Below are 22,520 nucleotides of genomic sequence, written 5' to 3'. Positions count from 1 at the left end.
TTGGCACCCGCGGCCTACAGCGCGCCGGGCATCAGCAAAATGGTGAGGATATACGTCACCGGGATGGCGAAGAGCACCGAATCCAGCCGGTCCATGACCCCGCCGTGGCCCGGCAGGATGTTGCTCATGTCCTTGATGCCCAGTTCCCGCTTGACCATCGACTCGGCCAGGTCCCCGGCCGTTGCGGCGACAACCGTCGCAACCGCCAGCGGGATGCCCACCCCCCAAGGGGCATCCAGCAGGAACACCGCCGCAGCGATGCCCACCACCGTGGCCCCGGCAACCGACCCGGCAAAGCCCTCCCAGGACTTTTTGGGGCTGATCTTCGGAGCCATCGGGCGCTTTCCGAACAGCACGCCCACCAGATACCCGAACGTATCGTTGGAGACCACCAGCAACAACATCGTTGTCACCAGCAAGTGCCCGTCCGGTTCGTTCAGCAGCAGCACGGCAAAGCTCAGCAGCAGCGGCACCCACGTCAAGACGAAGATGCTTGCAACGATCGAGGGCACGGATTTGGCCGGCCCCTCGATGATGCGCCACAGGAAGACCAGCAGGGCGCTGGCGGTAAACGCCATGCCCAAGGCCTCGAGACCGCCGTAGTAGGCGGAGAACGGCAGGGCCACCCCGGCCACGGCCAGGGGAACCAGCGGGGTGTCGATTCCCCCGCCGATCAGTGCCCGTGAAACTTCCCAGCTGCCCACGACTCCGAAGATCGCCACCGTGGCGACGAACGCCAGCGGCAACCAAAACAGCCCGGTCAGCACCACGGCCAACAGCACCAGCCCGACGACGATTGCCGCGGGGAGGTCGCGTCCTGCCCGCGAGGGCTGGGTGCGCGTCGACTTGCGGCTTCGCCGGGTCATGGCATCAAGCCCTCCGGGATCCGGCGTCGGCTCCGGAGGGGAACCTGCGGCTCCTTCGCTCGGCTCGGTGGGATTGGCCATTAGACTTCCAGCAGCTCGGCTTCCTTGCGCTTGAGCAAGTCGTCGATGCTTTCGGCGTGCGACTTGGTCAGTGCGTCAAGTTCCTTTTCGGCGCGGGCGCCTTCGTCCTCGCCGACTTCGCCGTCCTTGACCAGCTTGTCAATGCCGTCCTTGGCCTTCCGGCGCAGGTTGCGCAGGGCCACCTTGGCGTCTTCGCCCTTGCCGCGAACGACCTTGACGTATTCCTTGCGGCGTTCCTGGGTCAACACCGGCATGATCACGCGGATGGTCTTGCCGTCGTTGGACGGGTTCGCGCCAACCTCGGAGTCGCCGAGCGCCTTTTCGATTTCACGCAGGGCGGTCACGTCGTAGGGGCTGATCAGGATGGTGCGGGCATCCGGGGTGGCGAAGGATGCCAGCTGCTGCAGCGGGGTCGGGGAACCGTAGTAGTCCACCATGACCTTGGCGTACATTCCCGGGTGCGCACGGCCGGTGCGGATCGCGGAGAAGTCTTCCTTCGCGTTCTCGATGGTGCTGTCCATCTTGTCGGATACCTCGAAGAGGATTTCCTCAATCACGGTCTACTCCTTTGAATCGGCTCCCAATCGATGGGTGGCCGGGTAATTTTGGGCTTGTGAACAATCCTATGCCACGGGAGGGCATGGCGCGGGGCACCTAGATGGTGACGCGGGTGCCGATCTTCTCGCCGAGGATGGCGCGGGTGACGTTTCCGTCGCCTTCCATGCCGAAGACCATCATTTCCAGCTTGTTGTCCTTGCACATGGTCATGGCGGTCTGGTCCATGACGCGGATGTCCTTGATGAGGGCCTCTTCGTAGGTGAGGTGCTCAAGCTTGGTGGCGGTCGGGTCCTTCTTCGGGTCCGCGGTGTACACGCCGTCGACACCGCTCTTGGCCATCAAGACCACGTCGGCGTCGACCTCGAGGGCGCGCTGGGCTGCCACGGTGTCGGTGGAAAAGTACGGCAGGCCTGCCCCGGCGCCGAAGATTACGACGCGGTCCTTTTCCATATGGCGGATGGCGCGGCGCGGAATATAGGTCTCGGCGACCTGGGCCATGGAGATCGCGGACTGGACGCGGGTGTCAACGCCGGCCTGTTCCAGGAAATCCTGCAGGGCCAGGCAGTTCATGACGGTGCCGAGCATGCCCATGTAGTCGGCGCGCGAGCGGTCCATGCCCGAGGCCGAAAGTTCGGCGCCGCGGAAGAAGTTGCCGCCGCCAACCACGATGGCGACCTCCACCTTGCCCACGGTTGCGGCGATCTGCTCGGCAATGCCACGCACGGTGACCGGGTCGACGCCCAGCTTGCCGCCGCCGAAGACCTCTCCGGAAAGCTTCAGCAAGACCCTGCGGCGACGCGGGGCCTGGGTGTGATCATGCGATTCGGGGGTTGCGTCCATGGGTGTCATTCCTCCTGCGTGCGGGTCGGTGCGGGCCCACGTTGTAGCTGTTGGGGGTGTGGCCGGCCCTCGGTCCTCGATGGCCCGGGAGCTGGCAGGAAAAAGGGGCGGCCACGTTGAAGTGGCCACCCCCTCTACCTTGGTGTGAAGCAAATGGTTACCGGTGCCGGGGCGCCGAGAACCAATTTACCTGCTGTTGAAGCTAATTAGGCTCCGACGCGGAAACGTGCGAAGGCGGTGGCGTTGACGCCGGCTTCTTCCAGCACCTTGCCCACGGTCTTCTTGGCGTCCTTGGCGAATGCCTGGTCGACCAGCACCTGCTCCTTGAAGAAGCCGGTCAGGCGGCCTTCAACGATCTTGGTCATGGCGGCTTCCGGCTTGCCCTCGGCGACAGCGGTCTCCTGGGCAATGCGGCGCTCGGACTCGACGATCTCGGCGTCGATGTCATCGCGGGAAAGCACGGTCGGTGCCATTGCAGCGGTGTGCACTGCAACGTCGTGTGCAACGGTGGCTGCGGCTTCGCCGGCGCCGTCCACTGCAACGAGAACGCCAACCTGGGCCGGGAGGTCCTTGGAGGTCTTGTGCAGGTAGGCATCAACCGATGCACCCTCGATACGGGACAGACGGCGAACGATGACCTTCTCGCCCAAGACTGCGCCCTCTTCGGTGACGACGTCGGCAAGGGTCTTGCCCTCGACGTCGACTGCCAGCAGGGTCTCCAGGTCGGCTGCGCCGGAGGACACGGCAATGTCCAGGACCTTGGCGGCCAGGGCGATGAACTTGTCGTTCTTGGCGACGAAGTCGGTCTCGCAGGAAAGCTCGATCATGACGCCGACGGTGCCCTCGACAACCTTGGCGGCAACGAGGCCTTCCGAGGTCGAGCGGCCTTCGCGCTTGGTCGCGCCCTTCAGGCCCTTGATGCGGATGAGCTCCATGGCCTTCTCGGCGTCGCCGTTGGCCTCGTCGAGCGCCTTCTTGACGTCCATCATGCCAGCGCCGGTGCGCTCGCGCAGTGCCTTAATGTCAGCAGCGGTGTAGTTTGCCACGTGCAACCCCATTCATAAGTGGTTTTGAGCTTTTTCGCCGAAGGACGGGCCGAATGTGGCCCGTCCCGCGGTTTGTCTCCGGTTGTCGGCGCTCCCCCGCAAAAGGGGAGCGCCGACAACAAGGGACCTTGGTTTTGTGACTACTCGGCCGAAGCGGCCGGTGCTTCCTCGGCTGCCGGAGCAGCTTCAGCGGCGGGTGCTTCCTCGGCTGCCGGAGCAGCTTCGGCGGCGGGTGCTTCAGCAGCGGGTGCCTCGGCCTTGCCGGCCTCGAGCAGTTCGCGCTCCCACTCGGCCAACGGCTCGGCCGGAGCTTCGGTGTTGCCTGCAGCCTTGTTGTTGCGGGCGATCAGGCCAGCGGCAACGGCGTCGGCAACGACGCGGGTGAGCAGGTTGACGGAGCGGATGGCGTCGTCGTTGCCCGGGATCGGGTACTGGACTTCGTCCGGGTCGCAGTTGGTGTCGAGGATGGCAACAACCGGGATGCCCAGCTTGCGTGCCTCATCGATGGCCAGGTGCTCCTTCTTGGTGTCGACAACCCAGAGGACCGAAGGGGTCTTCGTCAGGTTGCGGATACCGCCAAGGTTGGTCTGAAGCTTGGTCAGCTCGCGCTTGAGCAGCAGCAGCTCCTTCTTGGTGTGGCCCGAACCGGCAACATCCTCGAAGTTGATCTCTTCCAGTTCCTTCATGCGCGAGATGCGCTTGGAAACGGTCTGGAAGTTGGTGAGCATGCCACCGAGCCAGCGCTGGTTGACGAAGGGCTGGCCAACGCGGGTAGCCTGCTCCGAAATTGCTTCCTGAGCCTGCTTCTTGGTGCCAACGAACAGAACGGTGCCGCCGTGGGCAACGGTCTGCTTGACGAACTCGTAGGCGCGGTCGATGTACGACAGCGACTGCTGCAAGTCAATGATGTAGATGCCGTTGCGCTCCGTGAAGATGAAACGCTTCATCTTCGGGTTCCAACGACGGGTCTGGTGTCCAAAGTGAACGCCGCTGTCGAGCAGCTGGCGCATGGTTACGACTGGCATGTCGCAACTCCTTCCGGCAGTAGCTGGCCGGCCCATCACTGGGCCGCGGTAACTGCCATTGTTATCGGTTGATGGTGCGCATCCGGTATTGGACGCGACCCCTGGCATGAGCAGAACGGCAAACCGTTCCTGGCCTGGCCCCTCCCGAATGTATTCGGACCGCGGGCCTGCCAGTCGCACACGCAACAGATCGCCACGGAAGTGGGATTTTCAGGTGTGGATGACTCATACGCGAAGTCGGTTTCTTGTAGTCCCTCAATCAGCGCATGCTTCAAGAGGGCACAGGGAACCGCATGCTCAAGTGTACTACAGGCAGGTGGCGCCAAAATTGACACATCCGCACAAGGACAAGGGACGTGCATCACACGCCGGAAACCTCCACAAAGCGGTGAAGATCGGGCCGGGGGCCATCCGTACGGACCCATGCTTGGGGTCATGAAAATGGTTTCGTCCCTGGCAGGCTTAATGATTGGCACCGCCGTGCTGTTGGCCCCGGCCAGTGCTTCCCCGCCCGCCCCTCGCCCTGCAAGCCAAGGCCTGGTCCCGGCCGGTGCATGGAGTTGGCCATTGCCCCCGGTGCCGCGACTCGTGCGCGGATTCGACCCTCCGGCCCAACGCTGGCTCAGCGGCCATCGGGGCGCCGACCTTCAGGCAGCCCCCGGTGACACCGTCCGCGCACCTTCCGGAGGCATAGTCTCCTTCGCGGGGCACATCGTGGACCGGCCGGTCATTGTCATCAACCACGGCTCCGGTTTGCTCTCCAGCTTCGAGCCGGTGCGAAGCACCTTGGAGGTCGGCGCCATCGTCTCGGAGGGCGACGAGATCGGCATGGTCGGGGCCGGTGCGCACTGTGACGCGCTCTGCCTGCACTGGGGCTTGCGGCTGGACGGTGAATACATCGACCCGCTGCTCACCATCATCGACACCCGCCCCTCGATTCTCTTGCCGCTGGACTAGCCGCTCGGCAGGCTTCGGGACCTGAATTCGCGATCCGCGTCCTCGTAGACCTTGATCATGAGTTGGGTCTGCCGGCTTTGCAGGAATGATGCAGGGTCGAAGGACGATGTCAACGGACCGTGGCCCGCCTTGACCTGGTCGACACAATCTTCCAGGGCCGTGGCGAGCGCGGCAACCGTATCGTCCTCGGTGAGCCAGTAGACGCCCTTGGGCAAGTCCTCGGCAATATTCCGGTCACTGAGCAGCGAAGGTGTGCCCAGGGCTGCCGCCTCGTAGACCGTCATGCCCTGGGTCTCGAATCCCTGGGACGTCTGGACCAGTGCATCGGCCTGCCGGAGCTCCGTAAGCATTTGCCCGTAGGGGACCTTGCCGCGGATGACCACTGTTGGCCTATCCATGGCCTGGGCCTTGGCTTCGGCTTTGGCCCGGTCCGCTCCGTCGCCAAAAACGTGGATCTCCGCGTCGATATTGGAGAGTGCCACGGCGTCGAGGAAGGGAAGCAGTCGCTTCTCCGCACTAAACCTTCCCACCCAGGCCAGCCTCGGCCGCGTGTTGGGTTTTGCGGATGGCTGGGCCAGCAAATCCGACGCGAGGCCATCGTCCATTCCGTTGGGAACGACGTCGACTCGCGCAAAAACGCGTTCGTCCTCCAGCAGGCGGGCGAAATGGCTGGAGGGCGCGGTCACGCGTTGGGCGTGATCGGTGAACCGCTGCAGATATGTCCAGGCATCGGCAGCCACCGGCTTGCCCGTGCCCAGGAATGCCTTCTGGGCAAGGCCGAACCCGCGCTGGACCAGACCCGGCAGCGGCATAGTCGCGGCAATCCCCACATCGAGGCGGTTGTGCATGGTGTGGACGACGGGAAGGTTGTTGTCTTTGGCGAACCGATAGCCAATGATGGCCTGCCAGAAGTCTGCCTGGACGTGCACCACGTCGACCGGTCCGCGCTCGGTCATTGCCTTGGCCAACAACTTGTCGCTGACCTTGCCGGGGATGGATATGGAGTACTCCCCCGGTCCCAGGGGCAAGGAAGGCAGCTCGATGACGGCCTGGTCGGGGATGTGCTTGCCGCGGTACTTGGGTGAAACGATCGTCACCCGGTGTCCTGCCAGCTCAAGAAACCGCCGCTGCAGCCGGACGGAGGTCTGCATGCCACCCAGGGTGTCGGGGTGCTGGTCGACAAACATAACGCAATGCATTGACCGGGCTCGTCCTTTCTGCGGTCGGGCGTGAAGCTGAAGGTGCGGCAGGCAGAGCATGCCCACGCGAGAGGCGCCAGGTTTCCTGACGATCAGGTAATTCGAGCCTAATAGATAAGGGACGGCCACCACCCAAAGACGTGGCGGGGCGTCTCGCGGGAATCTGGTTGTCTGCTGACTTCTCCCGCAACTACCACCCCGAATGCGAAAAACGGCCTAGCCAGAATCCCTGCAAGGATTTTCTGACTAGGCCGTTGACGTGTAGGGCGGGTGGGGCTTGAACCCACGACCAAGGGATTATGAGTCCCCTGCTCTGACCAACTGAGCTACCGCCCCAACATGGATGTTCGATCGAATCACCGCCAACTGCGGCAATTGGCCAAACATCCCCAGCTATCCTAATGGATTCCGTCGCAGGTTTTCATCTTCCCTTGCCGGGAAACTCTGACTGGCGTCAGTATCAGGGAAGAAAATCCTCCGCGACGGCACCGCGATAGATCGCCTCGAAGGTGTCCATGGTCTTGCTGTGGCTGTGCAGGGCTGCCTTGGCATGCCCTGCTTTGCCCATCACCGCCTGCTCCGCAGCTGTCATGCCCAGGATCGAATCCAGCTTGCCAGCCAGTCCAGCCAGGTCCCCCGGCTCGAATAGGTAACCGTTGACTCCGTCATCAACAAGGTGCGGCAAGGCCATCGCATTGGCCAACACCACGGGCTTGGACGCCGAGAGCGCCTCCAGGGTCACAAGGGATTGGAGCTCAGCGGTTCCGGGCTGGCAGAACACATCGCAGCGCAGGTACGCTCTGCGCAGTTCTTCGTCGTCGACATGGCCCAGGAAGTGCACGCGGCTCGCAACCCCCTTTTCACGGGCAAGCTTTTCCAACGGCGCGCGCTGCTCGCCACCGCCGATGACCTCAAGGTGGGCATCGGGGACCGTCTTCATCAAAGTCAGCGCCTCGATGAGTTCGTTGACGTTCTTCTCAACCGCCAGCCTGCCCACGAATAGGATCGTGGGATATGGATTCCGGTCGATCGACTCCGCTGCGCCAAGCTCATAGTTGCTGGAGTCGATCCCGTTGGACAGCGGCAAGACCTTGTCCAAGCGCGCATACTGGGTCATCGCGCGGGCAGCCAGCGGCGTCGGCGTGGTGACAACATTCGCCTTGCCCATGATCTTGCCCATGTCGCGCCAAGAGTTCCGCGCCACGATCTTCTTGAACCACTGGGGAAAAGGCAGGAACGGGTCCAGGTTTTCCGGCATGAAGTGGTTCGTTGCCACGGTTCGGCTACCGCGTTTATTGGCAAAGGCCAGGGCGCCTTGGCCGATCATATAGTGGCATTGAGCGTGGACCACATCCGGCTTGATCTCGTCGAGCAGCTGCTTGATCTCCGGGTTGACTTCCCAGGGGAAGCAAATACGGAAGTATTCGTGCGTCGGCACGGCATGCGACCGCAGCCGGTGAACGGTGGCTTCGGGCAGGACCTCGGTGACAGTGGGCCCCTTGTCCGGCCGGGTGGCCATGACGTGCACCTCGTGCCCGCGCTCTGTCATGGCCGTGGCCAGTCGATAGCAAAAGACTGCTGCGCCGTTGACGTCCGGATGATAGGTATCCGCCGCAATCACGATTTTCAATGGTTTCTCGCCCGTCACGTGGTGCGTTCACTCCTTGACATGACCGCTATCGAGGCCACGGTTGTCGTTTCATTGTCTTGTTGGGCAATTGCAGGACTACGGCAAGCTCTATTTGCCATCGGTGACCTTGGTCCGCCGTCTGGCTTCGGCCTTGCGTTCAAGCACGTCCGGGTGATGTCGCGACAAGGCGATCACCCCTACGATAGCAATGCAACCGGCACCGACCATGCTTAGCGCGATGGCGGGTTGGACATTGGGATCCAGCTCACCCAGGATCGCGATGCCGATGGAGATGCCGACGATGGGGTCGATCACCGTCAGTCCGGCAATGACCAGGTCCGGCGGGCCCTTCGAATATGCGTTCTGCACGAAGTAGGAACCGAGCAGGCCGGCAACCACCACCGCCAGGATTGAGTACCACGAAACGTTGGCCAGGAACCGCCCGTTTGGATCGAGCAGCGACACGGAAATGGTGCGCACCAGCACCGCCACGAACCCGAAGAGGACCCCGGCACCCAGAATGTAGAAGAACGCGCCGAGTCTATGTGGGAAGACCACAACGGCCCCGCCGAAAACGGCAACGGCGATCGCCAGGATCAGGATGGTCAGCAGTTCCTGCCCGCTCGTGATCTTGTGCTCCTCGGCACTGACCTCGATGGCCAGAAAGACGAAGGCCGCACTTCCCACCATGCAGGCAATGATCGCCAGGATCGTGGGCCGATTCATCTTGATGTGGTGCTCGCGGGCATTGACCACCGTGGTGATGACCAGCGCAATTGCACCGATGGGCTGGACCACGGTCAATGGAGCGCTCGCCAAGGCATAGACATTCAGGCTCATCCCCATGGCGAGCAGGACCAAGCCCAGGACCCAGCGGGGAGTCCTAAAAAGACGAAGCATCCCCCATCCGGTCACGTCCAGTCCGCCGGCGCTGGCGCGCACCACACTGGATTGTCGCTGCGTGCCAAAGGCCAGAAAGAATGCCCCGGCAATCGCCGCCGTGACCGCTAGCCAGACCATTCAGTTCCCGACCTCAGTGCCCTGGCCTTGCTCCGCGCCTGTACAAAATACTGCATCGCAGCAATCACGTGAAGTACGCAGGCCAGCGCCAGTGCCCAAGTCGCGATGTCCCCCAGAATGCTTCCCTTGCCCCAATCCGTGTTTCCCAGCAGCAGCAACGGAGTCCCGACCAAAAGCAACGCGGTACGGAACTTTCCGAGGTTGCTCACCGGCAGATTGGGATTGCCCCGAAAGAGCACCCATGCGTTGATGATCAAGACGGCGTCGGGAACCACGATGGAAAAAACCAGCCATGCCGGGGCTATTCCTGTCGACACAAAGGTCGTGGCGACAACAATCAGCGCCAGCCTGTCAGCCACGGGATCCAGCCACTTGCCAACGGTTGAGATCTGATCGAGGCGGCGGGCCGCAAATCCATCGATCCAGTCGGAGGAACCCAGGATTGCCAACGTGAGCGTAGCCCAGCCGTAATGCATGGTGAGCGTCTGCCAGACGAACACCGGCACCAGAAGGAACCTGAGAACAGTTATCAGGTTCGGCACCGTCCAGAAGGTGGCGAGCTCGCGGTATTCAAAGTTGTCGCGTGTCCCCGCTCCAAAAATGCGCATGCCCTCCTCTTTCATGGTCTGTTCCGTGCTCATGGACTGGTGGGACTATTCACGTGGCATGTGGTTCGCGCTTCCCCGTCCCCTGATCGGGTTGATCGACGGGAGTCGTGACCGGTGGTGCGGCGGTTCAGGGTTTTCAGCCTGGCCGCACCGGGTTATTGATTACTTGCTCAGTAGCTTGCGCAGGAAGATAAAGAACATCGTCACCGAGCCGGCCATGATCGCCAAGGGTTGCCACCGCTCGCGCAGGGCCTCCTTGGTGTTTTCGCCTTCAAAACCGCTGAGGGATCCCACCTTTTCGGTTGCCCGCTCCATGCCTTCGGAAAACTTCCCCGATGCGGTGTCCGCCAGGTGCCTGGCCTGGCCGGCGGCCTTGGACACCGCGTCGCCGGCGGCTTGTCCCGCGCCGGAGAATTTTTCTCCAAGGTGGAGTGGCACCTCGAGTTTTTGTCCCAGGCCGTCGCGGTGCAAGGCAATCTTTTCGCGACGTTCCCGGGTGCGGATGATCAGTTCGTTGTGCGTAAGCTTCTCGGCTTTTGCCTCGTGATCGTCCTTCTTGGCTTCCTTCTCGTCCTGCTCGTCCTTCTTCTTGGACGGTTTCGGCTCGTCAAGCGTCGAAACATCGAAGGCGCTGCCGTCCTTGACCACGCCAAGGTCGTGCCGGATCCCGCGAATCGCTTCGTCAGGCAGCAGCGGCATGGTCTTCTTGAACTTGAAGAAGGCGAATGCGGCAAGGATCAGTGCCAGAACGAGGAATCCGGCAGCGACAAGCAGTGCTGCCAGCCAAGGTTCAATGACCGTTCCGATTCCCATGATCAGGGCCACGACCAAGGCAATTATCATGAAGGCCAGCAAGGCCAGGGCCACGATACCGGCACCTGCAGCAATGCCAACGCCAATGCCCTTTGACTTCAGGACGATGGCGGCGATGCGTGCTTCGTCAGCCACCTGGTTCGGGATCAGGTGGCTAAGTCCGCTTACCTGTCCCTTGATGGTTAGTGGCGTTGACTGGTATTGGTTTCCAGTCGATTCCGATCCAGACATGGTCTCTCCGTTTCATGCGGCCTAGGCCCGGGCCGCTCAACCCAAAACTATCACCCGGACGTGCCTAAACGGCTCAACCTGCAGGGGTACACCCAGGGTATGAGATCGACTTGAGACAAGAAATCCCCGCCCTCCAATGGAGAACGGGGTTTCCTACGTGCGCTCCTCCGACTGGACTTGAACCAGTAACCCTTCGATTAACAGTCGAATGCTCTGCCAATTGAGCTACGGAGGAATGAAGCAGGTAAAACACTACCAGAGCGCCGATTGGAACCCCAAATCGAAAGCTGGTTGATCAGCCCGCACGCCCGGAGCAGGTCCCCACTACCGCTGGCGCTGTACCCGCTTCTCGTCCCAGACCGGTTCCGCTGACTCGTAGACCTTTCCATCGGAACCGAAGACCAGGAACCGGTCGAATGACCTGGCGAACCAGCGGTCGTGGGTCACCGCCAGCACGGTACCGACGAACGATTCGATGGCCCTCTCCAGCGCCTCCCCCGAATGCAGGTCAAGGTTGTCGGTCGGCTCGTCAAGCAGCAGCAAGGTTGCCCCGGAAAGCTGCAACAGAAGGATCTGGAATCGTGCCTGCTGTCCGCCGGAGAGGGAATCGTATTTCTGCTCCGCTTGGCCGGCCAGGCCGTAACCGTCAAGCGCTCCGGAGGCCGCTTCCCTGGCCATGCCCGAGCGGTGTTCGTCGCCTCGATGCAGGATGTCCAGCAACGTCCTGCCCAGGAGGTCGGGTCGGCTGTGGGTCTGGGCAAAGAACCCGGGACGGATGCGTGCCCCAAGCTTCACCGTTCCGTTGTGCGGGACCTCGGCAATCTCGACCTCCGAGACCGGCAGGTGTTCGCGTTCCGGGTCGGTTCCGCCCGAGGCCAACAGCCGCAGGAAGTGGGACTTGCCCGAACCGTTCGAGCCCAGGATCGCCACGCGGTCCCCGAACCAGATCTCGTTGCTGAAGGGTTTCATCAGCCCGGTGAGCTCAAGCTTCTCAGCGACAATGGCGCGCTTGGCCGTTCGCCCGCCCTTGAGCCGCATGTTGACGTTTTGTTCAAGAGGGATGGCCTGGGGCGGACCGGCCTCGAGAAACTTGGCAAGGCGCGTTTGGGCGGCGTGGTACCGGTTGGCCATGTCCGAGCGGAAGGCGGCCTTGTTCTTGTACATGTTCACCAGCTCCTTGAGCTTGGCGTGCTCCTCGTCCCACCGCTTGCGCAGTTCCTCGAAGCGTTCGTTGCGTTCGCGCCGTGCGTCGACGTAGGAACCGAACGCGCCGCCGTGGATCCAGGCCGTGGCGCCGGAGTGGCCGGGTTCGAGGGTGACGATGCGGTTGGCTGCGTTGTTCAACAGTTCGCGGTCGTGACTGATGAACAGGACGGTCTTCGGCGAGGCGTTGAGCATGGCTTCGAGCCAGCGCTTGCCCGGGACGTCGAGGTAGTTGTCGGGCTCGTCAAGCAGCAACAGCTCGTCGGGGCCTTCGAAGAGGGCCTCAAGGACCAGCCGCTTTTGCTCGCCGCCGGAAAGTGTTGATGCCAGGCGGTGGGCGGCGCGGTCGAAGGGCACGCCGAGCGCCGCCATGCAGACCTTGTCCCACGCGGTTTCCAGTTCGTAGCCGCCGGCATCTCCCCAGTCGATGATGGCCTGGGCATAGCGCATCTGGATTTTCTCGTCGTCGGATTCCATCATGAGCAGCTCGGTTTCATCCACGGCCTTCGCGGCTGCCGCCAGGTCCGCCGAAGCCGTGGAAACCAGCAAGTCGCGCACGGTGGACTCGTCGCGCACCTGGCCAACAAACTGCCGCATGATGCCCATGCCCCCGGATCGACTGACAGCGCCCTCATCCGATTTCAGGTCCCCGGCAATGATCTTGAAGAGCGTCGTCTTTCCCGCGCCGTTGGGGCCGATCAGAGCGGTCTTTGATCCCGAGGTGACCTTGAAGGTCACGCCGCCCAGGAGTTGGGTTCCGTCGGAGAGGAAGTAATGGATGTCGGATACGTCGATATGAGCCACCTTCCCATCCTACTGATGTCCCGGCCTGGAGCCCCACCGGGGTCACCCCGAGACCCCGGCAAGGTCCCCCGGTGTAGTCCAGCGTGTTCCCCGTAGTCGTGCACCGGGCGGATGCCGGCCACTTGTACCCGGTGTCGCGCACCGAACTTTGTCGGATCCGTGGCGCGAGTTGTCAGTGAAGTCGCGAACCGGTTGCGGCCGGTTATTGAAGTTCGAGCGGACCGAACTCCAGCTGCCGCCTATCGCGCACCCAATGGACTCCGGTGTCCCTGCGCTGGGCATCGGTGGCGAAACGATAGCGATAGGTCAGTATTCGGATGAAGCGCGGCTTCCTGCCGGAAAACGGGTCATGGCCCAACAGTGCCAGTGTCCGGGCATCGGCCTCCAGCAACCTGACCAAGAGCGCATGGAACCAGCGCTGGTTCAAGGATCCCAGCGGCAGGAACCACATCATCCAGTCCAAGCGCAGATGATAGGGCGCGAATTGGCGCGGCCTCTTGGAAACGTCCCCCGGTTTCCCCTTGAACCCGTACTCTAGCCAGGTGGCCTCGACAGGTGATTCGTCCTCGGTGCCCTCGATGACGACTTCGATCCGCTCCCTGGTGACCGAGCCGAAGGCACCGTAGGCGTTGCCCAATTGCCATCGGTTGAAGGCCGCATTCATGCGCTGATCGGATGAGAACAGGTTGCGCAGCGCCGGAACGGAGAGCACGGCCAACAACAGCGTGCCGATCAGCACGGTCACGGTCCACCAGACGGGTGCCTCCGCTCGCGCGCTGCTTTCGGGTGGCAGCCAGGGGATGAGCCGTCGCAGCACCGGGTCGCTGACCCGGCAGAAAGCCAGCACGATGGTGATCCAGTTCAGCCACGCGAAGTTGCCGGTGGCCACCAGCCACAGCTGGGTGGCAATGATGATGCCCGCCGCGATGGAGGCCAGTGGCTGGGGCGCAAACAGCAGGAACGGGATCGCCAGTTGGGCGCCGTGGTTGCCCGCCGCCTCGCAGCGGTGCCACCATTTTGGGGCCAGGTGGGCCCGGCGGCTGAACGGCCCGGGCATCGGCTGTGTTTGGTGGTGGTAGTACATGGCCGTGAGGTTTCTCCAGGCCGGGTCCCCACGCCACTTGATCATGCCCGCTCCAAACTCCAGCCGGAACACCAGCCAGGCGATCAGCAACAGAATGGTCAGCGGTGGCGGGACCTGCCGGGAACCGAGCAGGCCCACCGTGAACCCGGCCTCCAACAGCAGCATTTCCCAGCCAAAACCGTAGAAAATCTGCCCCACGTTTACGATCGACATGTACAAGCCCCAGAGGGCAAGGAAGGCGAAGAGCGGCAGCCACGGAGGTCCAGCCTGGGGAAGCCCGACGACCAGTACCCCGGAAATGGCACACCCTGCGGCGCACACCGCCACCAGTTTCCGGTCCGAGTACCCGATCCTGCTAAATATCGTAGGACGGCGGGCGCCGGGTCCGCCAAGTAGCCGGGGCGCGGGCAGCAGGCCGCGTTCGCCGGCAAGGGCCCGGAACTGGTTCAGGGTGGAAATGAAGGCAATCAGGTAGATCAGCGCAACCCCGCGTTGCAGGATTTCGCGGGCCAGGCCGTAGTCGTACGCCGCCAGCCATTCCATGGCATCAGCTTAGATTCATCGGGACACGGCGGCCATGCCCTGCCAACGGGGCCATAGGCGAGAAGCGCCTGCCTGTCTGCTTGCCAGACTGAGCCGGGCCAAATCCGGTGCAACGCACTGGGTCGTTATCCTCGCCAACGCCGCCTTGGAGCGCTCCTCAATGGCACCCTCCCGGCCATGGTGGGTTAACGCAAAAGAATCCGCATTTTCTGTGAAGAAAATGCGGATTCTTTTGTTTTGGCTCCTCCGACTGGACTTGAACCAGTAACCCTTCGATTAACAGTCGAATGCTCTGCCAATTGAGCTACGGAGGAATGCAACGAGAAATACTCTACACAAGGTTTCGGGAAAACAAAAATCGTCGCCCACACCCGGCTGCAACTAGTCCTGGCGCAGTGCCCTGCGGCGCAATTCCAGCTCCAACAGCTCGCGATTGATGCGCTGGAAGCCCTCCGGATCCCCCGCGGGATCCATGCGTTGCAGCTCACCCATCTTCTCCGCCTTCAAGTGTGTGATTTGCAGCTCAAAGAGACGATTGATGATGTCATTGCAATAGCGCAGCAATGCCTCGCTGGTGCTTGCGGGCAACGGAGTCACTGCCAGTTCGGAGACAAAAGATCGCAAGGGTTCCGGGACTTCCTGCCGGATGGCCTCGACCCATTGCGACGGGGTGGCACCTGCCATTCCGGCAGCGCGCACGGCATCGTGCACCGCGGCATGGGCAGGGGCCATGAAGCGGGCGTCATAGAACGCCTGCCATTGCTCCGGTGTCAGCTGCGCCGGCTGCTGCAGCACGACTTCCAGTGCCTCGCGTTCCATCCGGGATACCGGATCGCGCGGATCGGGTCGGGAGTAGACCGGGGCGGCAGGTTGCTCCGGTGCCGCATGGCCGGCGCCTCCGCGGACCGGTTCCTCCGCCTTGGGCATCCGGTTGCGTCGCACCGAGGCCCCCACGGCCCGGTTGACGTCCTCCATGTCCATGCCGAGCCAACCGGCAAGTTCACGTGCGTAGGCCGGGCGAATGGCCGAATCACGGATCTCGGCAACAATCGGGGCACTGACGCGCAGCGCCTGCACCCGGCCCTCGACGGTATTCAGGTTGTAGTTCTTCAATCCCGCCTTGATGGCGAATTCGAAGAGCGGGCGCTTGGAATCGATGAGTTCGCGCACCGCCTCCGGGCCGCGCTTCTGCCGCAGGTCGCACGGGTCCGCTCCGGTCGGCTCGACGGCGACGTAGGTCTGGGCGATGAATTTCTGGTCTTCCTCGAAGGCGCGCAGGGCGGCCTTCTGGCCGGCGGCGTCGCCGTCGAAGGTGAAGACCACTTCGCCGCCGGATCCGTCGTCACGCAAGAGCCGCCGGGCAATCTTGATGTGGTCGGTGCCAAAGGCGGTGCCGCAGGTGGCAACCGCGGTGCCGATGCCCGAAAGATGGCAGGCCATCACGTCGGTGTAGCCCTCGACCACGACCAATTGGCGGGTCTTGGTGATTTCCTTCTTGGCCAAGTCGACACCGTAGAGGACCTGGGACTTCTTGTAGAGCTGGGTTTCGGGGGTGTTGAGGTACTTGGGCCCCTGGTCGTCCTCGTAGAGCTTGCGCGCTCCGAAGCCGATGGTGGCTCCGGTGAGATCGCGGATGGGCCAGATCAGGCGGCCGCGGAACCTGTCGTAGATGCCACGGTTGCCCTCGGAAAAGATGCCGGTGAGCTTGAGTTCCTCGTCCTGGAAGCCACGCCCACGCAGGTGCTTGAGCAGCGCGTCCCAGCCCTGGGGCGCGTAGCCGACGCCAAAGTGCGCTGCGGCCTCCGCGTCGAAGTCGCGTTCGGACAGGAATTTCTGCCCGGCCGCGGCTCCGGGGGTGGTGAGTTGTTCGCGGAAGAACTCCTCGGAGATCTTGTGGGCGTCGAGCAGTCGCTGGCGGCGGCCGGTTTCCTCGCGGCGCGGGCCGGTGCCCCCGTCCTCGTAGTGCAGTTCGATGCCGACGCGGCCGGCCAACTGCTCCACGGTCTCGGAGAAGGTGCCGTGGTTCATCTTCTGCAGGAAGGCGATCACGTCGCCGGACTCGCCGCAGCCAAAGCAGTGGAAGGAACCGACCTGCGGGCGCACGTGGAAAGACGGGGAACGTTCGTCGTGGAAGGGGCACAGGCCCTTCCAGGAGCCGACACCGGCGGACTTCAGCGTCACATATCCGTCGATGACTTCCTTGATGTCCGTGCGGTTGCGGACTTCGTCGATATCTTCACGCTTAATCAGGCCTGCCATACACCCAGTCTAGTGACGATTCGAGGATGGAATGCGCCGTTCCGCTGCGGGCTGTGGATCGGGCTTGCCGGCCTAGAAGAGCCGTTCGTTGAAGCTCTTGCCCAACACCAGGGTGGCGTGCCATTCGATGGCCGAGGCGTCGGTGAGCGAGGCCACCTGGTCGATGACTACGCGCAGCCGGCCCGCGTCGTCGGCGGCGTCGCGCCAGTCGGCCGCAAAGAGCGGCTCGAGGTACTTGTCGCCGGTCTCGGCCAGGAGGGCCACCAGCTCGGTGAGGATTTCGCTTTGCCGCGCGTAGATGGGCTTGCGTTCGTCGCTGGTCATCACATAGGCGGTGGCCAGGCCCTTCATCGCGGCAATCTCGTGTTCGGTGGATTCGGGGACGATGAGCGCGGCGTTGAAGCGGGTCAGCTCCCCCGGCCCGAACTGCTCGCGGGTGGCGTCGATGGCCGACTGGCAGAAGCGCCCGATGAACTGGCTGGTCATGTCCTTCAGTGCCGCCATGGAACGGCGCGAGCCATCGGCGTGCGGCACCCATTCATTGGTGGCCTCGAGCCGGGCGAAGGCGGCATCGATGACGCCGTCCTCGACGTGCGGCAAATACCATTGCCGGGTGAAGGTGATCGCCCGGGCCCGCTGGTCCTTGTCCTTGATCCAGCGCAGCTGGAAGCGTCCGGCGTTGATGGCGTCCTCGACGTCGTGCACCGAGTAGGAGATGTCATCGGCCAGGTCCATGACCTGTGCCTCGATGCAGGTTTGCCGAGGTTGGGCGCCGGAGCCGGAGCGCAGCCAGTCGAAGACCGGGGCATCGTCGACGTACGCCCCGAACTTGGAGGTCTTCTTGCCGTTCTTCTCCGGGGCGTCTTCGCGCAGCCACGGGTACTTGCACGCGGCATCCAGCGAGGCGCGGGTGAGGTTCAGCCCGGCGGAGGCACCGGTGTGCCTGAAGGTCTTGGTCTCGATCCGGGTGAGCAGTCGCAGGGTCTGCGCGTTGCCCTCAAAGCCGCCGATGTCGCCGGCCAGCTCGTTCAGCGCCTTCTCCCCGTTGTGGCCAAAGGGCGGGTGGCCCAGGTCGTGGGCCAGACAGGCGGTGTCCACCACGTCCGGGTCGCAGCCGAGGGTGGCGCCGAGCTCGCGGCCCACCTGGGCCACTTCGAGGGAGTGGGTCAGCCGGGTGCGGACAAAGTCGTCGGAGGAGGGCGCCACGACCTGGGTCTTGGCCCCCAGCCGGCGCAGCGCCGAGGAGTGCAGTACCCGGGCGCGGTCGCGCTCAAACGCCGTCCGGTACGCCTTCTTGGGCGGTTCGGGTACCCATCGATCCTCGTCCGCCTCGGTGTAGCCGCGAATCTGCAACATTGGGCTCCTTAGCCGCCGGAAACGTCTAGTTCGGCCGCGGAAATCATGGCCTTGTGCTTCTCGTCCATCTCACGCGTGGCAAGCCAGCCGTCGGGCAGGTGGGTCTTCTTCGGGGATCCGGCGCGTCCGCGCTGGCCCTCGGCGTCCTTGCCGGGGTACGGCATGGACAGATCCAGCTGGTCCAGCAGTTCGCGCAGCACCTCGAGGGTGGGCACCTGGGCCAGGGCGGAGCGGATGTCCCCGCCGACCGGGTAGCCCTTGAAGTACCAGGCCATGTGCTTGCGGATGTCGCGCAGGCCCTTGAACTCGTCCTCGAAGTACTCGGTGAGCAGTTCCGCGTGGCGGTAGACGGTCTCGGCGACCTTGGCCAGGCCCGGGGTGTAGCGCTTGTCGGTGCCCTCGAAGGCTGCCTGCAGGTCCCCGAAGAGCCAGGGGCGGCCCATGCAGCCGCGGCCCACGACGATGCCGTCGATGCCGGTCTGCTTGACCATGGCCACCGCGTCCTCGGCGCTCCAGATGTCGCCGTTGCCCAGCACCGGCATGTCCGGGAGGGATTCACGCAGGCGCGCGATGGCGTCCCAGTCGGCCTTGCCGGAGTAGTACTGGCTGGCGGTGCGCCCGTGCAGGGCGACCGCGGCAACGCCGTGGTCTCGGGCGATCTTGCCCGATTCGATGTAGGTGAGGTGGTCCTCGTTGATGCCCTTGCGCATCTTGATGGTCAAGGGCACGTCCCCGCGGGCGGCCTCGGTGGTGGCCGCCTTGATGATGGAGGTGAACAGGTCGGTCTTCCACGGAAGGGCCGCTCCCCCGCCCTTGCGGGTGACCTTGGGAACCGGGCAGCCGAAGTTCAGGTCGATGTGGTCGGCGCGGTCTTCCTCAACGATCAGGCGCACGGCGGCGCCGACGGTCTTGGGATCCACGCCGTAGAGCTGCACCGAGCGCAGTTCCTCGTCCGGGTCGTGGGAGATGATGCGCATGGACTCGGCATTGCGTTCCACCAGCGCGCGGGAGGTGACCATTTCGGTGACGTACACGCCACCACCGTATTCACGGCAAAGCCGGCGGAAGGCCTTGTTGGTGATGCCGGCCATGGGGGCCAGGATCACCGGAGTGTCAATGGTGTGTTTTCCCAGCTGGAGCGGGGGCAGCTCAAGTTTCGCTGTCGAGGGCGCGCCGGTCTGGGTTACGTCGGAAATTGCAGTCACTAACCCATTCTCTCAAATAGATCCAAATCCGTGGGCGCCGGGCGCCAACTTGTGCATCACACCGGGAATAATGGGTGGCCTCGCAAGGATGTACCCATTACACATACGTTTGCATGCAAAGGACGAGGCGTGAAAAAGATTGGGTTCCTGACCTTCGGCCACTCGGGAGGTTCCAGCAACTCCCCGGTGCCCACCGGTGCCGATGCCGTGCGCCAGATGGTCGACTTGGCGGTCGCGGCCGAGGAATCCGGGTTCGACGGGGCCTGGATGCGGGTGCACCACTTCGGCAATTCGCTCTCCACCCCGTTCCCGCTGCTGGCGGCCATGGCGGCGAAGACCACCACGCTCGAGGTCGGCACCGGGGTGATCGACATGCGCTACGAGAACCCGCTCTACATGGCCGAAATGGCCGGGGCCACCGACGCAATCAGCAATGGGCGCCTGCAGCTGGGCATCAGCCGTGGTTCGCCCGAATCCGCCCGCGACGGGCAGCACCAGTTCGGCTACGACCTGGAACCGGGGAACAACTGGGCGAATGAAACGCGCCGACGGGCGGCTCGCTTTCGTGCAGCCATCGCCGGGGAAGGCATGGCCCACCCGATGCCCGAACGCCACCACGACCAGGACCAATTGCTCCCGATCAACCCGGTCTCCCCGGGCCTGGAAAACCGGATCTGGTGGGGTGCCGCGACCATCGGATCGGGGCTGTGGACCGGCGAAGTCGGCATGAACCTGCTCTCTTCCACGCTGCTGCTTCAGGACGACGGGCGGCCCTTCCACGTGCTGCAGGCCGACCAGCTGCGCCAATACAAGGACGCCTATGCCGCCAGCGGACACAGCACCGGCGGGCTGACCGCGGTGACCCGCAGCGCGTTCCCCATCACCACCGACACGGACGAGATCTACTTCGGGCGCCGCGAGCGCGGGGATTCCGTGGGTGTGCTGGACGGATCGGTGGCCCGCTCGGGCCCCACCTATGCCGGCTCCCCCGAGGAGGTCGCGCAGCAGTTCTTGGACGACGACGCGATCACCGAGGCCGACTACGTGCTCTTCGCCCTGCCGAACCAGCTCGGCGTTGACTACAACGCGCACGTGATGACCGAGATCGCGAACATCGCGCGCGAGCTGGGCTGGAAGAAGTAGTCGACCTGTCCCATGCCGTTGGCGTCCCGCCCCCCATATCTGGGGACCGGAACGCCAAGCGCACTTGCTGCTCGAAGGCCTATCGGAATTCCGGACCCGAGCCCTGTTTTTCCTCGTCCAGGGCAAGTGCCACGGCCAGTTTTCGCGCAGCGACCAGCTCAACGGCCGCCCCAACAGACAGCACCAGCATGAGGATGGCCAGGGCAGTGAACAGCAGTCCGGCGACGTAGCTGTAGGCGCCGCTGAGCATGGTGTCGTGGTAAAAGAATTCGACGTTCTCCCCGACCGCGCGCACGTCGCCGGCCACGGTGAGCATGGCACCACCGGTGTGGACTGCCACCGGGGCAAGCGCCGCGAGCATTCCCGCACCTGCCACACCGGCAACGAATTTTGCCTTCAGCTTCCGGGCCAGGTCATCGACCCCGAACAGGCTCGGATCCCTGGGCCGCGGGGCTTGGGCCAACGAACGCAGCAACAGCACGGCAATCACCAGCAGAATTAGCGCCGCGGCAATCACGGGAACCCCGAAAAACCAGCCGTGGATATCGACCGATTGCGGCCCGGGGGTCAGCGGCAGGGCATAACCAACCTCGGGGTCGTCTGCGGCAGAGTTTCGCTGGACGACAAGTCTGGTGAAGCGACCGTAGGCATCCTTGCTCGAGGCCAGCCCCGTGGCCACCAGCCATCCGCAGAGCAACAATGCGGCGGCCGCGGGAATTGCCATGGCCCAGCGCGGCCCGAAGCTCAGGAATCCACGGGGTTGCACGTGCGCCGATGCCGCCGTGGCGCCCGCAGCTTCGGGGTTCTTCCTCCGGGCGACCAGCAGGGCCAGCAATCCCAGGGTCACCATCACCGCAACCAACGGCACCAGCAACCCCAGCAAGAGCGGCCACGCGTCATTGGCCTGCGGCGGAGCGAGGGGCGCTTCACCCAACGCGTCGTAGCATCTTTCCACGTCCGCCTCGGTGGCCCCCGGACTCGACTCCGGCAAACGTTGACATGCCATGAATCCCTGGAAGTGTTCTTCGGTTTCCTCGAAATACGGCGCATGCGCTGCCGTTGCCACCCCGCGGGTCCACACTTCCATGCCCACGCGGAGCACCAGATAGACGGCAATGCCGGCCGCCAGCGCCCAGCCGGCGGCGGTGCCCCATCCGGCCAGGAGCGTTGCCGCCACTCTCCGGGAGGGAACATCGAGCCGAGAGGTTTCCGCCCGCAGCTTCCCGCGGGTGCGCGGCACCGCGCGGATCAGGACCCAGAGGAGGGCCACCAACAGGATTGTTGCCGCAACCAGAATAAGAACCGTCGTCGTTGAGAGTTCCATCGTTCATCCGACCTTCTGCAGGGACCCTCAGGGGTCCGTCATCCGCAGCCTTCGACGCTGTGTCGATGTCCCGACACCTGGCGTGCGGACGCCGGCAGGTGGTGGCGGAGATGATGCGAAATCCTCAATTGGCCGTGCGATCCCACCCCACGGCCAGCAATCCCTGGGCCTGCTCGAGGCTCAGGCCCGCGGTGCGGGCAGCCCGGGCAAAGACCTGTGCCTCGGCGAGTGCCGGTTCGGCCAGGCCCCGGCCCGGATTGACCCGGGTTCCGGCGGCCCGGCCGGTGCGGACCAACCCCGCTGATTCCAATTCCTTGTAGGCCTTGGCCACCGTGCCGGCGGCCAAACGCAGGTCCCCCGCGAGCTGGCGCACGGTGGGCAGCTTCGCGTTGGCAGGCAGCACACCACTTTGAATCAATGCGGTGAGTTGGCTGCGGACTTGTTCGGCCGGCCCCGTGGGGCTGGCCGGGTCAACGGCAACTGTGCCGATATCCAGTTGACCCGCCGACGGCGAAATCGCGGGTTCGAGGGAACCACGGCCTTCATGTGCAATCGCCACGTCTGTTCCCCACCTTTCACCCCAAGCATCCGGGACGGGCAACTCCCCGTCCACTTGTACCACTGGGACAATACAACAGGGGGGTTGCATCTTGTGTCAAGGTCCTGACACAAGATGCAACCAAACTTCTCCCGAACGTGACAATGGCGCCAGATGCTCCCCCCTC

19 protein-coding genes and 3 tRNA genes are annotated in these 22,520 nt (G+C 63.7%); 2 read left to right on the top strand and 20 right to left on the bottom strand.

The window, feature by feature from the left end:
- Nucleotides 1-14 precede the first annotated feature (14 nt).
- The 5 genes from ABD687_RS19405 to rpsB form a co-directional block, all read right to left on the bottom strand.
- Complete coding sequence (locus tag ABD687_RS19405) at nucleotides 15-947, bottom strand: phosphatidate cytidylyltransferase (protein WP_377700367.1); 933 nt, start codon at nucleotides 945-947, stop codon at nucleotides 15-17.
- Nucleotides 947-1,504 (bottom strand): ribosome recycling factor, encoded by a 558-nt coding sequence (gene frr, locus ABD687_RS19400; protein WP_264268109.1) that lies wholly within the window; start codon nucleotides 1,502-1,504, stop codon nucleotides 947-949. The genes ABD687_RS19405 and frr overlap by 1 nt, the downstream gene beginning before the upstream one ends.
- 97 nt (nucleotides 1,505-1,601) lie before the next feature.
- Entirely contained in the window at nucleotides 1,602-2,345 is a 744-nt protein-coding gene (gene pyrH, locus ABD687_RS19395; RefSeq protein WP_310288787.1) for a UMP kinase, read from the bottom strand.
- Between the two features lie 206 nt (nucleotides 2,346-2,551).
- On the bottom strand, nucleotides 2,552-3,391 hold the full coding sequence (gene tsf / locus ABD687_RS19390) for a translation elongation factor Ts (protein ID WP_264268111.1): 840 nt from the start codon (nucleotides 3,389-3,391) through the stop codon (nucleotides 2,552-2,554).
- A 140-nt stretch (nucleotides 3,392-3,531) separates the two neighbouring features.
- Nucleotides 3,532-4,416 (bottom strand): 30S ribosomal protein S2, encoded by an 885-nt coding sequence (rpsB, locus tag ABD687_RS19385; protein ID WP_264268112.1) that lies wholly within the window; start codon nucleotides 4,414-4,416, stop codon nucleotides 3,532-3,534.
- 465 nt (nucleotides 4,417-4,881) lie between these two features.
- Here rpsB and ABD687_RS19380 point away from each other — a divergent pair, with 465 nt between their 5' ends.
- The gene (locus tag ABD687_RS19380) at nucleotides 4,882-5,373 is read left to right on the top strand and encodes a M23 family metallopeptidase (RefSeq protein WP_302262688.1); all 492 of its coding nucleotides are present in this window, start codon (nucleotides 4,882-4,884) and stop codon (nucleotides 5,371-5,373) included.
- Here ABD687_RS19380 and ABD687_RS19375 read toward each other — a convergent pair.
- From ABD687_RS19375 to dusB, 13 genes are all read right to left on the bottom strand, one after another.
- Complete coding sequence (locus tag ABD687_RS19375) at nucleotides 5,370-6,560, bottom strand: glycosyltransferase (protein WP_310288790.1); 1,191 nt, start codon at nucleotides 6,558-6,560, stop codon at nucleotides 5,370-5,372. The two genes, ABD687_RS19380 and ABD687_RS19375, sit on opposite strands and share 4 nt — an antisense overlap.
- A 274-nt stretch (nucleotides 6,561-6,834) precedes the next feature.
- Nucleotides 6,835-6,908 (bottom strand) — tRNA-Ile (locus ABD687_RS19370).
- A gap of 124 nt (nucleotides 6,909-7,032) precedes the next feature.
- A complete protein-coding gene (locus tag ABD687_RS19365; RefSeq protein WP_302262690.1) occupies nucleotides 7,033-8,220 on the bottom strand; it encodes a glycosyltransferase in 1,188 nt (395 codons plus the stop codon).
- 90 nt (nucleotides 8,221-8,310) lie between these two features.
- Nucleotides 8,311-9,222 (bottom strand): DMT family transporter, encoded by a 912-nt coding sequence (locus ABD687_RS19360; RefSeq protein ID WP_310288793.1) that lies wholly within the window; start codon nucleotides 9,220-9,222, stop codon nucleotides 8,311-8,313.
- A complete protein-coding gene (locus ABD687_RS19355; protein ID WP_310288794.1) occupies nucleotides 9,210-9,863 on the bottom strand; it encodes a CDP-alcohol phosphatidyltransferase family protein in 654 nt (217 codons plus the stop codon). Before ABD687_RS19355 ends, ABD687_RS19360 begins: the two co-directional genes overlap by 13 nt.
- A 129-nt stretch (nucleotides 9,864-9,992) precedes the next feature.
- On the bottom strand, nucleotides 9,993-10,874 hold the full coding sequence (locus tag ABD687_RS19350; RefSeq protein WP_264268117.1) for a phage holin family protein: 882 nt from the start codon (nucleotides 10,872-10,874) through the stop codon (nucleotides 9,993-9,995).
- A gap of 162 nt (nucleotides 10,875-11,036) precedes the next feature.
- A tRNA-Asn gene (locus tag ABD687_RS19345) sits at nucleotides 11,037-11,109 on the bottom strand.
- An 89-nt stretch (nucleotides 11,110-11,198) separates the two neighbouring features.
- Nucleotides 11,199-12,881 (bottom strand): ABC-F family ATP-binding cassette domain-containing protein, encoded by a 1,683-nt coding sequence (locus ABD687_RS19340; protein ID WP_264268118.1) that lies wholly within the window; start codon nucleotides 12,879-12,881, stop codon nucleotides 11,199-11,201.
- A 202-nt stretch (nucleotides 12,882-13,083) separates the two neighbouring features.
- On the bottom strand, nucleotides 13,084-14,508 hold the full coding sequence (locus ABD687_RS19335; RefSeq protein ID WP_310288801.1) for a lipase maturation factor family protein: 1,425 nt from the start codon (nucleotides 14,506-14,508) through the stop codon (nucleotides 13,084-13,086).
- Between the two features lie 238 nt (nucleotides 14,509-14,746).
- Nucleotides 14,747-14,822: transfer RNA gene (locus ABD687_RS19330), tRNA-Asn, on the bottom strand.
- Nucleotides 14,823-14,889: 67 nt separating this feature from the next.
- The gene (dnaG, locus tag ABD687_RS19325; protein WP_264268120.1) at nucleotides 14,890-16,767 is read right to left on the bottom strand and encodes a DNA primase; all 1,878 of its coding nucleotides are present in this window, start codon (nucleotides 16,765-16,767) and stop codon (nucleotides 14,890-14,892) included.
- A gap of 72 nt (nucleotides 16,768-16,839) precedes the next feature.
- Entirely contained in the window at nucleotides 16,840-18,123 is a 1,284-nt protein-coding gene (locus ABD687_RS19320) for a deoxyguanosinetriphosphate triphosphohydrolase (protein WP_310288806.1), read from the bottom strand.
- Nucleotides 18,124-18,131: 8 nt separating this feature from the next.
- Entirely contained in the window at nucleotides 18,132-19,328 is a 1,197-nt protein-coding gene (gene dusB, locus ABD687_RS19315; protein WP_302262695.1) for a tRNA dihydrouridine synthase DusB, read from the bottom strand.
- A 129-nt stretch (nucleotides 19,329-19,457) separates the two neighbouring features.
- Between dusB and ABD687_RS19310 the strand changes: the two genes are divergently transcribed.
- Nucleotides 19,458-20,471: an LLM class flavin-dependent oxidoreductase gene (locus tag ABD687_RS19310; protein ID WP_310288809.1), complete on the top strand. Its 1,014-nt coding sequence runs from the start codon at nucleotides 19,458-19,460 to the stop codon at nucleotides 20,469-20,471.
- 79 nt (nucleotides 20,472-20,550) lie between these two features.
- On the opposite strand, the gene ABD687_RS19305 is transcribed toward ABD687_RS19310, so the two are convergent.
- Complete coding sequence (locus tag ABD687_RS19305) at nucleotides 20,551-21,795, bottom strand: hypothetical protein (protein ID WP_310288812.1); 1,245 nt, start codon at nucleotides 21,793-21,795, stop codon at nucleotides 20,551-20,553.
- Between the two features lie 124 nt (nucleotides 21,796-21,919).
- Nucleotides 21,920-22,354, bottom strand: coding sequence for a GntR family transcriptional regulator (locus ABD687_RS19300; protein ID WP_310288814.1), 435 nt, complete (start codon nucleotides 22,352-22,354; stop codon nucleotides 21,920-21,922).
- Nucleotides 22,355-22,520: the final 166 nt, after the last annotated feature.

The sequence above is a fragment of the Paeniglutamicibacter sulfureus genome (assembly GCF_039535115.1).
Lineage (GTDB): Bacteria > Actinomycetota > Actinomycetes > Actinomycetales > Micrococcaceae > Paeniglutamicibacter > Paeniglutamicibacter sulfureus.
Note: the sequence above shows the minus strand (reverse complement) of the source record. Positions and strands in the feature narration are given on the sequence as shown.